Source organism: Bacillus cereus group sp. MYBK15-3 (genome assembly GCF_051916765.1).
In the GTDB taxonomy this organism is placed as follows: domain Bacteria; phylum Bacillota; class Bacilli; order Bacillales; family Bacillaceae_G; genus Bacillus_A; species Bacillus_A cereus.
Genome location: NZ_JBQAHG010000003.1, coordinates 380,199 through 394,968 on the forward strand (window position 1 = coordinate 380,199; position 14,770 = coordinate 394,968).

Below are 14,770 nucleotides of genomic sequence, written 5' to 3' on the forward strand. Positions count from 1 at the left end.
AAGATAGATCCTCTGTATTCATGCAGGGGATCTGTGTATAGATGGAGGAGAAAAAGGTGAAGAAAATAGCAATTGTAACAGGGGCAACTCGTCTGAATGGAATTGGTGCAGCTGTATGCAAGGTGCTTGCTCAAAAGGGGATAGACATTTTTTTCACGTACTGGCCAAAGTATGATAAAGCGATGCCATGGGGAATGAGTGATCAAGAACCCTTTTTGCTGAAAAAGGAAATTGAAAGTTACGATGTTCGATGTGAAATGGCAGAAATCAATTTATCGCAGTCTTATTCGCCAAATCGTTTGTTTTATATGGTATCAGAACGGTTAGGTGATCCATCTATTCTAGTTAATAATGCAGTATATTCTACTCATACGAGGATTGAGGAATTAGATGTAGAGCAGTTGGATAAACATTATACAGTTAATGTTCGGGCTACTATGCTATTAAGTTCATTGTTTATAAAACATTATTCACTTAAAACGGGCGGGAGTATTATTAATCTTACTTCAGGACAGTCAGTAGGCCCAATGCCAGATGAACTAGCATATGCAGCAACGAAAGGGGCAATCGAAGCATTTACAAAGTCAGTAGCACCAGTTGCAATGGAGAAGGGGATTACAGTGAATGCTGTAGATCCAGGACCGACGAATACAGGATGGATTACAGAGGAGCTGAAGCATCATTTAGTATGGAAATTCCCGCAAGGTAAAGTAGGAGAACCGGTGGATGCTGCGCGCTTAATTTCTTTTTTAGTAAGTGAAGAAGCGAAATGGGTTACTGGGCAAGTCATTCACTCGAATGGTGGTTATTCATAAAAATATTATGTTAACAAATGTTGAGAAACAAAAAACGAAAGAAAATTTTATTTTTTTGTATAAATAAAATGTCAAGAAAGATAAAAATTTGATAGAAGAGTATATTGTCATATGAAGATAGTAATTCTTAATGTGACAATATACTCTTTTTCTTTTACTTGCGAGCAGAAAAATGAAGTAGAAGAAACTCGAATATTAAAATGAGTTTATCAGTTTTTGTACGTATTATTATGAAGATTACTGTCGGAAAGATGATAATTCGTATGAAAAGGGATTTTTTAAGGGGGAATCGAATCGTAAAGGGGAGGATAAATTATGTAAAACATAGGGGGATTTATATGAAAATGAAAAAGGTCGCTATCGCATCGATTACAATTGGTACAATGCTTACTATGGCAGCTTGTAGTCCTTCAGTAGATAAAGAAACGGAAAAGAAAGAGCAAGTAACTGCGCAAAATGATGGAGAAGCAAAAACGACAAGTGCAGATGAAGCGTCAAAAACAACGAAAGATACTGAAAAAGAAACAAATACTTCTTCAAATGAAAAAACAGATAAGGATGCAAAAAATACGAAAGAATCATCAGGAACAGAAAGTAACGGCAAAACGTCAACTCAAAACGAAAATGTAAAAACAAAAGAAAAAGAAACGACAGGAAAAACGAATGATCAAACGACTAGCGGGAAAACAGCAGATCAAAGCACAAGTACAAGCACAAACAATAACGGAAAGACAACGAAAGATCCGAAGAAAAGTGTTGCTGTGAAAACGAACGTTAAAGAAGTTGTAGCATTAATTGATAGCTTGGACAAGCAGTTAGCTGCTAATCCGAAATTGGAAACAGTGAATAAGCTTGGCAAACAAATTAATGAAAAGTGGGATGTGATTGAAAAAGAGCTAGAGGCATCACATCCGACGGATTCTAAAACAATCGGTCAAAGTATGTATCCGTTAATTGTAGGAGCGGAGAAAGAAAAAATCGATATTAATAAAATGAAATCTTTAACGACGAAAACGAAAAAAGATTTAAATCAGTTATTGACGAAACTTTCATAGTTTCAAAAGCCTACTCGTGTGAGTAGGCCTTTTTTAGGTTGTTGTAATGTGCACAGTATAACTTATTTATTTTCATTTTCAATTACGATGCGAAAGGAACTGAATGCTTGTTGACTGATATAATCTTCTTCGCTAACTTTAAAAGGAAATGGAAAAGCGACGAGTTGAAAATTACTTTCCTGATCCACTAAAGGCAATGTGAAATTAAAGATTTGTCTCGTTTCAGGTGCAAGCTTAGTATAAACAACTTTTCTATTGTTAAATATTTCAACTTGTTTCCAATCTTTAAAAGCCACGATTGCGTAAGTCATTTCATCATTTGTTTCATTACCGTTTGATAGAATTAATTGCTTGCCTTCCTTTTCAAAGAAGACAGTTTGTAAATTCTCTTCACGGTTCGTAACAAATACTGGTTCGTAAAGACCGTCTTTTAAAATTGCATCTGGATTTATAAGGGAGAGTTTTATTTTTTCGTTTTCTTTCTGAAGAGGATGTATTGAATATCGCATACTTAGAATATCTTCTAAAATAGCTGCTTTATTTAAGTTATTATCTTTTAATTTGTATTCAGGTTTTTTAATTATTAAAAAGGTTAATTCACTTGCATTAGGAGAAGTGTGTAAAGAGATTTTCGTAGTAATTGAACTGTTTGGTTTCATATCAAAAAAATAGTGTGATATTTCATTAGTAGTATCTTCTATTTTAAAAGGTTTTTGTTCGTAATCTTCTAGAACAATTAATCCATATTTTCGGTTTTCATTAATAGTATGTACGAATGATAATGTTACATTAATTTTATTATCCTCACTAGTAATTGTACTGCCATTGTTAATGTGTTGGCCTTGATTATCCTTCAATCCGTAAGAAATAGTATTGGTTTGTTGCTCTCGTTTATTTTCTATGGAAGGTGGATGAGGTTGTATGATTGAAGTATTGAACAAAATATAAATTGTAAGTACTGAAATAAGTAAAACACAGCTAATAATATATATTTGTTTCATAAATAGCACCTCAATATATGTAAAATATTAGAGAAAAAAGATATGCAAGATGCATATCTTTTTTCTCTTTCTTACCAGAAAGCTTTTGTTTCGTGATTCACATCATTATAACCACTTAATTTATAGGTATGATTACCGATAGCGTAATCATCTCCATAATAAATGCTTGTGTTGGTTGCTGTAGCACTTACAAAGGATGATTTTTTTGCACTATTACTTTTCGTATTTACTAATGAGCCATCGCCATTGAAAGTTCTTGCTTTTGCATAAACATAGTCTTCGGTCGTAGTTGATTTCGATTTAGCAACTGCATATGGGTTACCAAAAAAGGGAGTATATACGCTAATGTTAGAGTCATTCTTAGGTGCAGCTGCAATAGTCAAACTAGGAACACTAGATGTTTTTGTTGATTGAATTGTATCAAAGTCAACTAAAACGGGCTGCTTGTCTACAGTATCGATCTCTGAAGCACTTGCGTTATTAGTAAAACCAAAACCTAACACCGCTAACCCTAAAGTTGTCACCGATAAAGATTTTTTCATATTCACTAATTTTCCCACCTTTTTAAATTTTTGAGTTCGAACTCAATTCATACAATATATGAAAATTTCGAAACTCTCAATGGTTTATCCCATACTTAACTTTTCTTTTACTTTCGATTCAGCATGTCTTCATTTGCAAAAAAGCGAATATATCTTCTAATGCTTAGCCAGCAAGGGATACAGGTTTAATTTTATGAAATTCATGTAAATTTAAATCTATTCATGTCAGAATCTCTGTTATTTTTAAGTTCATATGGGAAACTTATTAAAAAAAGGATGGTGACAAAAATGACAATCGATCGAATTTGTACAATTGGACCCGCAAGTAATAATAAAGAAACGTTAGTGCAGTTAATAAAGAATGGTATGAAAATTGTTCGACTGAATTTATCGCATGGCACGCATGAAAGTCATAAAGACATCATTCGTTTAGTGAAATCATTAGATGACTCTATTAAATTTTTGGGTGATGTACAAGGACCTAAAATAAGATTAGGTGAAGTGAAGGGAGGGCAAATTACACTTCAGGCAGGAGATTCTTTTATTTTACATACACAACCAGTTACAGGGAGTAATACAGAAGCGAGTGTTGATTATGAAGGAATACCGAATGATGTGAAAGTAGGCAGTAGAATTTTAATTAATGATGGAGAAGTTGAATTAATTGTTGAAAAGATAAGTACGGACAAAATAGAAACGAAGGTAAAAACAGGTGGCAATATCTCATCTCATAAAGGAGTTAATTTACCAGATGCGGCTGTTCGTTTACCAGCTATTACAGAGAAAGATAAAAAAGATATTCAGTTTCTTTTAGAAGAGAATGTTGATTTTATCGCGTGTTCTTTCGTAAGAAAACCTAGTCATATAAAAGAAATACGAGATTTTATACAACAGTATAAAGAAACGTCACCTAATGTAATTGCAAAAATAGAAACAATGGAAGCAATCGAGAATTTTCAAGATATATGTAAAGAAGCAGATGGAATTATGATTGCAAGGGGCGATTTAGGAGTAGAGTTACCGTATCAATGCATTCCGCTTTTACAGAAAATGATGATTCAGGAATGTAATCGAACGAATACATATGTCATTACAGCAACACAAATGCTTCAATCTATGGTAGATCATTCTATTCCAACAAGAGCAGAGGTGACTGATGTGTTTCAAGCTGTACTGGACGGGACGAATGCAGTTATGCTTTCAGCTGAAAGTGCATCAGGAGAACATCCAATCGAAAGTGTGAGAACATTACGTCTCGTTTCAGAATTTGCAGAGCATGTTAAAAAAGATGGACCTTTTGCGATGAAAGATGTACTGGAGTTACTGCATAAATCACTGAATGAGTGATGAATAAAAACACGAGGGCGGATATGCACCCGCCCTCGTGTTTTTCATTCATACTATTCTTGCTCTTGCTCATCCAAAATCTTTTCAAACGCAGCAGATACTTTATCAAACTCTTCATCATTTTCAATGTATGAAAACTCATTATCTTCTTCTACTTTTAAAAAGAAAATATCAATGTCTTCCTCAGTTTCTGTTTGGATATCTTCAACAAAGGCAACTGCAATATATTCTGCACCTTCGACATCCATCGCTCCAAGTACTTCTACTTCTTGCTCTTCGTTATTCTCATCACTAAGAGTAAACACTTCGCCAACTTCAATATCAGACATATTCATTCTCCTCCTGTTCGACTCTAAAAATAGAGCACTCAAACTGTATACATACTAACATATCTTTCCATGAAAAACCAAATTCATACGTAAGAAAACAATTCATTCTTCTTTAGTATGAGTATACAGCTATTAGGAGCATTATTTGTGTGTGCTATATTACTTAATCCATTCAACAATTGTATCCATAGTCTGTCTTGTTTTATCACGTTTTGGATCTTCTTTACGGTAACCAAAGGCAACCATAACTGATACTTCAAGATTATCGCCTTGTATAATGCCTTCTTGACGAAGTAAGGAGTCTACTTTCTCTTTATCGAATCCTTCTATCGGACAAGAATCAATGCCGATTTGAGCTGCGCTCGTCATCATATTACCTAAAGCAATATAAGTTTGTTTAGATGCCCAATCAAATACAGTACGATCAGATTGTAATAAGTTAAAATCTGTTTCCTGGAACTTTTTGAAGAATTCATATCTAATTTTTTGAGTGTCTTCAGGCAATCCAATAATATCGTTCATCATATATTTAATATACTCTGCATCATAATGCATATCTTTAATGTTTCTTGAAAGAACAATGACGAAATGGCTTGCTGTTGCAAGTTGCCCACCAGCGCCCCATGAATACGGTTGTAGTTTTTCTCTTAATTCTTTATTTTGTACGACAATAAATTTCCAAGGTTCATATCCAAAAGAAGAAGGAGATAATCTGCCTGTTTCTAAAATGAATTTAAAATCCTCTTCTGAAATTTTGTGCATAGGATCGAACTCTTTACATGCATGTCTGAAATGAAAAGCCTCCATAATTTTCTCTTTTGTAATTTCGTTTGTATTTGTCATAAAAGTTCCTCTTTTCGTTAATTTATTTTGTAAGTAAATTATATTTTTAAAGTAACATAGATACAAGTACGCACATTTATGTGTTATAGTATCAAAAAAGATACTATTGTTAAGAGAAGGGATTTATTATGGATTGTTCAAATGAAAAAAATATAAATTACCCATTTTTAAATAAATATTCTTGTCCAGTTGAAGCGATGGTAGAGGTGATTGGTGGAAAATGGAAAGGTGTTATTTTGTATCATTTATTAGATGGGAAAAAGAGGTTTAATGAATTAAAAAGATTAAAACCTAATATCACACAAAGAATGTTAACACTTCAGCTTAGAGAACTTGAAGCAGATGGCATCATACATCGTGAAGTATACCGTGAAGTGCCACCTAAAGTAGAATATTCGTTAACCGATCTTGGTGAATCTCTTCGTCCAATGATTTTATTAATGATGGAGTGGGCAACTCATAATATGGAGAAGGTTTTGGAGAGTAGGAATACGAAAAATAATAATTAAGAGTTGAAATTAGTATAGACGAGATATGTGAAATAGTTGTAGAAATAAAAGGTGTTTCCATACGTGAAAACACCTTTTATTTCTATATTTTTACTTTTTAACTTCAACTGCTGAAGTTGGAAAGTTATTTAAGTTTGCAATTTGACCATACCAATCAGCGTGTTTAAAAACAACACCTTTTCCATATCCGTCCGTTGAAGTACGTTCCCATAGCGTTGTTGAATAGCTAGCAGTGGGGGATGCTGTACGTACAGAAACAATTTGATTTTGCCAACTAGCAGACAAGTTTTTATAACCGCTACTTAGAGAAAAATACTCGCTACCTTGATTTGTGTGTTTATAGAAGTCTGTACTACCAGGTCCGCTTCCACCAACACCAAGGGGAGTGATTGAATTATTCAACCTTTGTTTATCTTTTTCAATAAAAGACTCTAAACTTTCTTTGCTCGAAAATCCATAAGATAACCAGTCTCCATTTTGATTTTGTTTCGGTAGAACTAATGTTATTTTTACGTCTTTCTTTGATGGAGCACTCAATTTGTTAAACGAATCAACAGTCTTTTCATCTACAGTTACATATTCGAAAGAGGAAATCGAATAATCCTTTTCGGTACTAGCTGATACTAATCCCACTCCTCCAGTTAACGACGAAACAGTTAATAATGCACCTGCTATCAACTTTTTAAGCATGGATTCATCTCCTTAAAACTTAGATTTTTTACATAACTAAAATGTATGTTAATTTGAATGTTTTATAAATATTTAGAAATTTATAAAAATTAAACAGAATATTCTTTTATTATTCTGGAGTAAGGAAAGTAATTAAAAATGAAAAAAGGTTTACTTAAAAAGTAAATCCTTTTTGCTGACCTATTTCAAAACTCAATGGATTAAAGTTTCATTTTATCCATCTATGAATCATAAACTTCTTTTGCATTCGTAGAAGCAGCATCTAATATAAGGAAAATGGCTGCTATCATATGTAGAACGATGTCTATATAAGGGAAAAAGGCAACTAGAGTAACGATAATGCCGATATAATGAGGGTACGTATTCATGTCTACTTTTTTAGCTAATAAAATAGTAGTGATATGTAACACAATCAATAGAAGTAAAGGTATCCCATATAGGTTAACAAGACTTGGAAATACATAATAACAAGGAAGTAATAAAAGATGATAGATACCTGTAGTCCACTTTAGTGCTTGTATGTAGGTTTTCAAAGTGAATCCTCCTAAAATCATTCATAGCTATATATTACCAAAAATAATGAATAATTTGATATTATATATTTGTAGCTTTGAGTAGATTGTAATTATTTTATGTAAACTAATTATAATCTATAAAATAGAAAAACCACCCAAACGAGGGTGGTTCGTATTATAAATAACTACTTAAAGAAGAAATCGGAACCTTCATCTCACTACCTTCCTTCATATTCCGCAACACAACAGTGTTTGTACTAAGTTCTTCTTCACCAACAATAAGCACATAAGGGATATTCTCTTTATTGGCATAATTAAGGGCACGTTTTAATTTGCGTCCTGCTAGTTCAAGTTCAACTTTTAAGGAAGTGGTGGAACGTAATTGCTGGGCAATTTGTAAGCATTGTAATTCTGTCCCGAGCGGGATGATAAATAGATCCGCTGTAGATGAGATTGTTTCTTTCTGCGATAGTGCTGCATAAATAACGTCTAAACCGAATGAGATACCGACTGTTGGATAGTTCATACTATCACCACGGAATGCTCCGATAATGTTATCGTAACGGCCGCCGCTACCTATGCTAGATGTAATTGAGCCATCTTTTAGGAAGATTTCATATACAGTACCTGTGTACATTGTCAGTCCTCTTGCTAAAAACGGATTGAATATCGTATTTTCATTTATTCCGAGAGCGATTAAATATTGCTGTAATTGTTGCAATTCGTTTACTCCATCGGCAACGAGTTGGTTATTGAAAGCTTCTTTAAAGTCAGCTATTGTAAGCTTTAGACAAGATAATACAGTATTACATATTGTATCAGCCATTTCTTCAGAAATTCCGCGCTCTAATACATCTTTTCGTACACCATCAATCCCAATCTTTTCGATTTTGTCTAATGATAAAATGACGTCATTTGTTAATTCAGTAGGGATGTTAATGGCCTGAAGAATACCATTTAACAATTTTCGGTTATTATATTGAATCGTTATCTCTAAGTTTAATGTTCGGAACAGGTCAAACGCCATGCTCATGAGTTCCGCTTCAGCCATGACTGATTCTACACCGACAATATCAACGTCGCATTGTATAAATTCACGAAATCTTCCTTGTTTAATTGGCCCATCTCGAAATACTTTCCCAATTTCATAACGTTTAAAAGGGAGGCGGAGGTTCGGATTCATTGCCACAACTTTTGCGAATGGAATAGTTAAATCGTATCGTAAGGCGAGCTCACGTTTTCCTTGATCTTGAAGTGTATATATTTCTTTTAATATTTCATCACCACCGCCGTACTTGTAAGACATAAGCTCATACATATTTAACGTCGGCGTTTCTAAAGGTTTGCATCCGTATCGTTCAAACGTATCTTCACAAGCTCTTTTAATTTTATTTCGCAGCACTTGTTCCTCTGGTAAATAGTCTTTCGTTCCTTTTACATTTCTCATTTCCATTGTAATCACTCCTTTTTAAATTAAAAAAAGCTATGTGAGTATAAAAATACCCACATAGCTTTATGAACGCTTCGTGGGTCAACAGGAAAAGCCCTGTACCCACGAAGAAAAATTTTTCTTCGGATACACGGCGTTACGTATGATGATGAAGTTGGAAAGAAGTATTAAAATTTCGCATTACAAATCTCTCCTTAACATAAGTTTTTCCAAATTATATCAGATGATTTTTGAATTATCAATATTTTTAGTTTTGAAATATACGTGAAGTTATGTAGGAGAAATGGAAAAGGGTGTATAATAAAACTTAATAATATGAAATAACCTTTTAAGGAGAACGTTATGAAAAAAGATAAAACAAATGCGATGCGAATATTAGATAAAGAAAAAATTGAATATTCGATGATGTCATATGATCCAGACGATGGGAAAATTGATGGCGTATCAGTAGCCGAGAAAATTGGACGAGAAGTGAGAGAAGTATATAAAACGTTAATCGCTCAAGGGAATAGTAAAAATTATCATGTGTTTATTATTCCGGTAGATGAGGAACTAAATTTAAAAGCTGCCGCAAAAGCAGTAAGTGAAAAGAAAATTGAAATGATTCCTGTTAAAGATATTACGAAAGTGTCAGGATACATTCGCGGCGGTTGTTCACCAGTTGGAATGAAAAAGCTATTTTCTACATGTATTGATGAAAGTGCCCAATCACTTGAAACGATGATAGTGAGTGGCGGGAAAATTGGTATACAAATTGAGCTGAAAGTAGAGGACTTGGCGAAGGTGACGAGAGCGCAGTTTGGTGAGGTAACGAAGTAATGATACATAGGAAAAGAAGTTCTAGTTTTATCCCGCTATTTGCCGGGCAGTAAGACCCTCATCTCAAATTTCAGCGGAAGCAAAGAAATTAGGTGGGGATCAACTGCCCGTAAAAGCCCGATTGGTGAGGGCTGATTAAAGTCTCACTTTATTGAATTTAGATAATAATTTATAGGATAGTTAGTCCGTTATGGGGCTGATTATCCTATTTTATTTACAAACTGGATAAAGATTGAATGTTTAGTTTGATATAGGCATGTAATCTGAATTGTTTGTTTGGCTTTGGGAGAAGGTAAAACCTCGATGCAAGAACTTGAAATAAACAAGCAGGGTTTATTCTTAAAGATAGACAAAGAACAGGAGAGTGTTTTAATGAGGAGTCAAGAAATATCCATAAGAAAGCACAAATTGGGGGATGCCAGTATTTTTGAAAAAACACGCTAATAGTATGCAAGATTTTATACAGTTTTTTGGCTAATCCAGTAACAAACAAGAGCACTAAAACCACGTTAGGATAGGAATGTATATAATATGTATAGATTCATAGAACTAAAAAAGGGTTCATTTGTGAGAGCAGGGTTGTCCTTTTTCCTCGCTAACGCTAATGATGGGTTATGTTAACCTCATATGTATAGAATATACAGTTAACTAAAAATGAAAAGTTTACAATTAAAAATGAACAATAAAAAACAGTAATGTAAAATCACTACTGTTTTTTATTGTTTCTTATAAGTAAATCATTTGTACTCCTGTCTATATAATTTAAACGAATAAATAGCTCCAATAAAGAATACAAAAGCTTCAAATAATATAAAGATTTGACGGAAATTCTCAATATCTTTACCAACTAAAGAAATAAATATAGCATTCATTAGAATTTGAGTAGTAAACATACGAGAAGTAATTTTTAAATAAATAGTATTTGTTCTTTCAACCGGTTTACCAATTTTTTTGTAAATAATAATAAGTGCAATTACTGAACCCAAAAATAGAAGTGCTGTAAGTCCTACAACGATATTAAAATTGGCTGTACTTTCTAACATCCATTTATTTAATAGATCAATCATTATTATCTTCCTTTCCTACATAAGAGAATATTTTGTTCTTCTTTTTCACTATAATAAAAAAAGGAAAAAGAAAACATCGAACTTTCTTACAAACATTCGTGTATTCTTACAGTTTTGTCATTTTGTAAATGTATTCATCGCCCTGTTTTTCACTATTTTCTTTGGAAAACATAGTGAATTACGAGAAAGGGCGCTACAAAATCAACTTCCGAGAACAAAAATTATGTAAATAAGCTGTTCACTGGATTCTCGTAGAAAACTGTGGTGAGATAAAATTTTTGATTTTGTAGCACTTTAAAATCTTAGCTAGAGGGCTATTTATCGGTATCCCACAATAAAAAGGCAGGAACATATCAAATATGCTCCTGCCTTTGATTTTATTAAGTTTAATATCTATGACCTAAATATAATAGAATTTGAAGCTTCTTTTTATTTTAAATAAATTGAGTAATTAGGTTATAACGTTAATACGTATGATTGAATATCATAATAATATAATGGAGGTGATGTTATATGGCTCTTACTACAGGACCAATTGAAAACGTAGGAAATCAACCTGCTAATGCAAATAGAGTTAGGGTGAAAATCCTTAACCGTACTGCGGGCCCACTTACTGGAGTAGCTAGAGTTTTTAGACTTGACGGTTCATTAGTATTAATTGAACAGGTAAACTTCAATGTGAATTCTAATGCTTCTACTTTTGCAACTCTAAGTTTAGTTCATCCTACTTTTGGACAAGCATTTGAATATGAAGTTCAAATTGTTCCTAATCAACCTGGTGGACTATATAGTGTTTATGGACTAACAGCTGAAAATGTTATTATTACTGCACAACGTGTTGTGAACGCAGAATTGACACAGTTTCTTTAATTAAAATAGATTGGTGCCTACATGGTATCCAATCTATTTTTGTGCGTATTATTCAGGGAAAGAAAGGTTTTACACAAAAATAAAGACAGTTATGGAAAAGGGAAAAGTCGAGCTATCATCTTGATTTTTATTATTTCTGTCTTAGATTGTATCTGTTTTGTGGCACGGTTTTCTTTGAATGCATTTTATTCAAACTGTTTTTTAAAGTATTTATCAAATATGCATTATTGCATAAATAAATTTAAATTTATAAGTTAATATTAAACTACTTTTAAATTGTAAAGAATATTTTAATAATCTTTATAGGAGAAGGATATTTCTTGTTAAAAGTGAAATTGTTTGGAATGTGAATAAATAAAAAGTTTAGAAGTGATACAGACTGGATAGAGTCTTGTATTAAATAAACAGAAAAGGGGTAGGGGTTTCTAAAAGGTTTCGGGAGTTAGAAAGCATTTTTTAGTGAATAGCTTCAAATTATATTTTAAAGGGGAAATGGGTATATGAAGTTTCGAAATACAAAGCTTGCTATGATTACACTGTCTTCATTTTTTATTTTAGGTTCTGCATCTCTATCATTCACAGATACTATACACGGTGAAGTAGCTTCTGCATCAGCACAAGAGATTATTGTGAAAAATTATGACGATACATATTATAATAACGCAATAGGAAAAACGGGTTTAGAATTAAAGAAGGAACTGCATAATATTATTGATAATCATACAAAGCTATCATACAGTGCGGTTTGGGAAGCGCTAAGAGATACTGATGAGGACCCAAATAATAAAAATAATGTGATACTCTTATATACTGGTCGTTCGCAAGGGAAACTTACGAATGGATCAGGAGTAAATAACTGGAACCGAGAGCATGTTTGGGCAAAATCTCACGGTGACTTTGGAACGACTGCAGGACCTGGAACAGATCTACATCATTTAAGAGCGACGGATGTATCTGTAAATAGTTCACGTGGAAATCTGGATTTTGATAATGGTGGTGTGAATCATTCTGAAGCGACAGAATGTAAATATGATAGTGATTCTTGGGAACCTCGTGATAGTGTAAAAGGAGATATTGCTAGAATGCTGTTTTATATGGCTGTTCGTTACGAGGGAGACAACGGCGAAATAGATTTAGAACTAAATGAAAAAGTGAATAACAATAAAGATCCATACATGGGGAAACTATCTGTCTTATTAAAATGGAATGAACAAGACCCGGTCGATGATTTAGAGCGAAAGCGTAATGAAGTGATTTTTACAAAATATCAACATAACCGCAATCCTTTTATTGATCATCCTGAATGGGTAAATAAAATTTGGAACTAAGATTTTTAAAGGTATTATATTTTGATAGAAGGGATTGATCATTATGATCAATCCCTTCTTATATTTTTACTAGAATAAATGATTTTTATAGGATTGAAGAGGAGAATAGGATAGATATTTTATCAAGTTAATTATATATGGGTATTTTAGTAAGGTCCCCACTCAATATTCACCCCAACAATAAGAAAAACAAGTCCAATGATAAACCAAATGAGTGCAAGTGGAGCCATGAAACGAATCCATTTTCCATAAGAAATGCCGCTCGCTGCGAGAACGCCCATTAAAACACCGGAAGTTGGATTAAGGCAGTTTACTACACCCTCGCCGAGCATAACAGCCTGTACTGTAACTTGGCGTGTAATGTGCATGAAATCAGCTAATGGAGCTAATATCGGAATAAAAATAACCGATTCTCCTGTTCCGGATGAAATAAGGAAATGTAATGCGGCACTACTTACGTACATACCGATAACACCAAATACAGGGCTTTGTCCTTCAAGAGACTGTGCGAGCTGGTTAACGATAGTATCAAGTAATTTGCCTTGTTCTAAAATGACTGAAATACAGCGAGCCATTCCGACAATTAAAGCACCATAGATAAGGTTTTGGCAGCCATTTAGAAAAGTAGAAGCGATATCGTTTGCTTTCATGCCACCTATTATTCCGGCTGTAATTGCTATGAAAATAAAAGTAGCGGTCATTTCTGCGTCCGTCCAATGTAGACGAAAAGCGCCTATTAAAAATGCAATTAATGATAAAGCTGAAACGAGTAAAATTAATTTATGACGTATCGTCCAAGGAACTTCTTTTTTCTCTGCTTCCTTTTCGCTTGAAAGAGCGTTACTTGGAAACCAGTTGTCGCCAAGAATGCTTCCTTTATTCAATTTTTTCAAGCGCTTTACATACCAATTAATATAAAGGATAGTGGCAAGTAAAAAAGATATATAGATAGCTGTGCGTAAACCAATTCCCGAAAACATCGGAAGTTCTGCGATCTTTTGTGAAATGCCTAAAGGTGAGGGGGATAAAATAGTAGCGTTAAAACCAGCATAAGTGCCTAAATAAATAATTGCCACACCGACGATAGCGTCCCATTTTAATGTGCGTGCAACGATGATACCGATGGGGATAAAACCGATAACTGAATTAACGATAATGCCAGTCGTTCCAAGAATAGAAAAAAGTGCGGCAACGATACAAATGAAAAGTAATTGCTGATTACGAAATTTGTTAATAACATGATAGATTAAACCGTCAAGAGCACCTGTTTTTTCAAGAATGGCAATGGCACCGCCTGTAAATAAAATTAAAAAGATGATCGGAGCAGCAAGTGTCATTCCTTTTTCAATAGCGGTAAAAAAAGAAACAAATCCTACAGGTGATTGCGGAACAGAATGATAGCTACCTGGTATTGTCGTTGTAACGGTCCCGTTTGTAACTCTTTTAAATTCTCCAGCAGGAACGAAATACGTAGCAATGGCGCAAAGTAAGGCAATAAAAAATAGTAGTACGTACGCATCAGGCATTTTAAACTTTTGTTTACTAGGTTGTTTTTTTGCCTCAGTTTGTATTTGCATAAAATTCCTCCTT

General features: G+C 33.6%; 17 protein-coding genes. 8 read left to right on the forward strand and 9 right to left on the reverse strand.

Annotated elements, in window-relative coordinates; translation table 11 throughout:
• Nucleotides 1-56: 56 nt before the first annotated feature.
• Both ACTFR8_RS16055 and ACTFR8_RS16060 read left to right on the forward strand, forming a co-directional pair.
• A complete protein-coding gene (locus ACTFR8_RS16055; RefSeq protein WP_000716965.1) occupies nt 57-815 on the forward strand; it encodes an SDR family oxidoreductase in 759 nt (252 codons plus the stop codon).
• A gap of 338 nt (nt 816-1,153) precedes the next feature.
• Nucleotides 1,154-1,870, forward strand: coding sequence for a hypothetical protein (locus ACTFR8_RS16060; RefSeq protein ID WP_000782566.1), 717 nt, complete (start codon nt 1,154-1,156; stop codon nt 1,868-1,870).
• 62 nt (nt 1,871-1,932) lie between these two features.
• Here ACTFR8_RS16060 and ACTFR8_RS16065 read toward each other — a convergent pair whose 3' ends face one another.
• The gene (locus ACTFR8_RS16065; RefSeq protein ID WP_044584702.1) at nt 1,933-2,871 is read right to left on the reverse strand and encodes a hypothetical protein; all 939 of its coding nucleotides are present in this window, start codon (nt 2,869-2,871) and stop codon (nt 1,933-1,935) included.
• A gap of 71 nt (nt 2,872-2,942) precedes the next feature.
• A complete protein-coding gene (locus ACTFR8_RS16070) occupies nt 2,943-3,419 on the reverse strand; it encodes a hypothetical protein (protein ID WP_001056346.1) in 477 nt (158 codons plus the stop codon).
• A gap of 282 nt (nt 3,420-3,701) precedes the next feature.
• Between ACTFR8_RS16070 and ACTFR8_RS16075 the strand changes: the two genes are divergently transcribed.
• A complete protein-coding gene (locus ACTFR8_RS16075) occupies nt 3,702-4,760 on the forward strand; it encodes a pyruvate kinase (RefSeq protein ID WP_025966655.1) in 1,059 nt (352 codons plus the stop codon).
• Nucleotides 4,761-4,813: 53 nt separating this feature from the next.
• Here ACTFR8_RS16075 and ACTFR8_RS16080 read toward each other — a convergent pair whose 3' ends face one another.
• Entirely contained in the window at nt 4,814-5,095 is a 282-nt protein-coding gene (locus ACTFR8_RS16080; protein ID WP_002005464.1) for a DUF1292 domain-containing protein, read from the reverse strand.
• 153 nt (nt 5,096-5,248) lie between these two features.
• Nucleotides 5,249-5,932, reverse strand: coding sequence for an NAD(P)H-dependent oxidoreductase (locus ACTFR8_RS16085; protein WP_000185718.1), 684 nt, complete (start codon nt 5,930-5,932; stop codon nt 5,249-5,251).
• A 128-nt stretch (nt 5,933-6,060) separates the two neighbouring features.
• Here ACTFR8_RS16085 and ACTFR8_RS16090 point away from each other — a divergent pair, with 128 nt between their 5' ends.
• Nucleotides 6,061-6,441: a winged helix-turn-helix transcriptional regulator gene (locus tag ACTFR8_RS16090; RefSeq protein ID WP_003313296.1), complete on the forward strand. Its 381-nt coding sequence runs from the start codon at nt 6,061-6,063 to the stop codon at nt 6,439-6,441.
• A gap of 90 nt (nt 6,442-6,531) precedes the next feature.
• Here ACTFR8_RS16090 and ACTFR8_RS16095 read toward each other — a convergent pair whose 3' ends face one another.
• The 3 genes from ACTFR8_RS16095 to ACTFR8_RS16105 all read right to left on the reverse strand — a co-directional run bounded on the left by ACTFR8_RS16095 (nt 6,532) and on the right by ACTFR8_RS16105 (nt 9,099).
• Entirely contained in the window at nt 6,532-7,131 is a 600-nt protein-coding gene (locus tag ACTFR8_RS16095) for a hypothetical protein (RefSeq protein WP_000914244.1), read from the reverse strand.
• Between the two features lie 221 nt (nt 7,132-7,352).
• Nucleotides 7,353-7,664: a hypothetical protein gene (locus tag ACTFR8_RS16100; protein ID WP_000860723.1), complete on the reverse strand. Its 312-nt coding sequence runs from the start codon at nt 7,662-7,664 to the stop codon at nt 7,353-7,355.
• Between the two features lie 157 nt (nt 7,665-7,821).
• Nucleotides 7,822-9,099: a histidine--tRNA ligase gene (locus ACTFR8_RS16105; RefSeq protein WP_044584700.1), complete on the reverse strand. Its 1,278-nt coding sequence runs from the start codon at nt 9,097-9,099 to the stop codon at nt 7,822-7,824.
• Between the two features lie 339 nt (nt 9,100-9,438).
• On the opposite strand from ACTFR8_RS16105, the gene ybaK reads away from it, so the two are divergent.
• Nucleotides 9,439-9,915, forward strand: a complete 477-nt coding sequence (gene ybaK, locus ACTFR8_RS16110; protein WP_000710861.1) for a Cys-tRNA(Pro) deacylase — start codon at nt 9,439-9,441, stop codon at nt 9,913-9,915.
• 303 nt (nt 9,916-10,218) lie between these two features.
• Nucleotides 10,219-10,359, forward strand: a complete 141-nt coding sequence (locus ACTFR8_RS16115; RefSeq protein WP_001156924.1) for a hypothetical protein — start codon at nt 10,219-10,221, stop codon at nt 10,357-10,359.
• 293 nt (nt 10,360-10,652) lie between these two features.
• Here ACTFR8_RS16115 and ACTFR8_RS16120 read toward each other — a convergent pair whose 3' ends face one another.
• A complete protein-coding gene (locus ACTFR8_RS16120) occupies nt 10,653-10,982 on the reverse strand; it encodes a hypothetical protein (protein ID WP_000566272.1) in 330 nt (109 codons plus the stop codon).
• A gap of 513 nt (nt 10,983-11,495) precedes the next feature.
• Here ACTFR8_RS16120 and ACTFR8_RS16125 point away from each other — a divergent pair.
• Both ACTFR8_RS16125 and ACTFR8_RS16130 read left to right on the forward strand, forming a co-directional pair.
• A complete protein-coding gene (locus tag ACTFR8_RS16125) occupies nt 11,496-11,852 on the forward strand; it encodes a hypothetical protein (RefSeq protein ID WP_001229425.1) in 357 nt (118 codons plus the stop codon).
• Nucleotides 11,853-12,352: 500 nt separating this feature from the next.
• The gene (locus tag ACTFR8_RS16130) at nt 12,353-13,180 is read left to right on the forward strand and encodes an endonuclease I family protein (protein ID WP_000672200.1); all 828 of its coding nucleotides are present in this window, start codon (nt 12,353-12,355) and stop codon (nt 13,178-13,180) included.
• A 146-nt stretch (nt 13,181-13,326) separates the two neighbouring features.
• Here ACTFR8_RS16130 and ACTFR8_RS16135 read toward each other — a convergent pair whose 3' ends face one another.
• Nucleotides 13,327-14,757 carry a YfcC family protein gene (locus tag ACTFR8_RS16135; protein ID WP_001166970.1) on the reverse strand — a complete coding sequence of 477 codons (1,431 nt, stop codon included), beginning with the start codon at nt 14,755-14,757 and terminating at the stop codon, nt 13,327-13,329.
• Between the last annotated feature and the right edge of the window lie 13 nt (nt 14,758-14,770).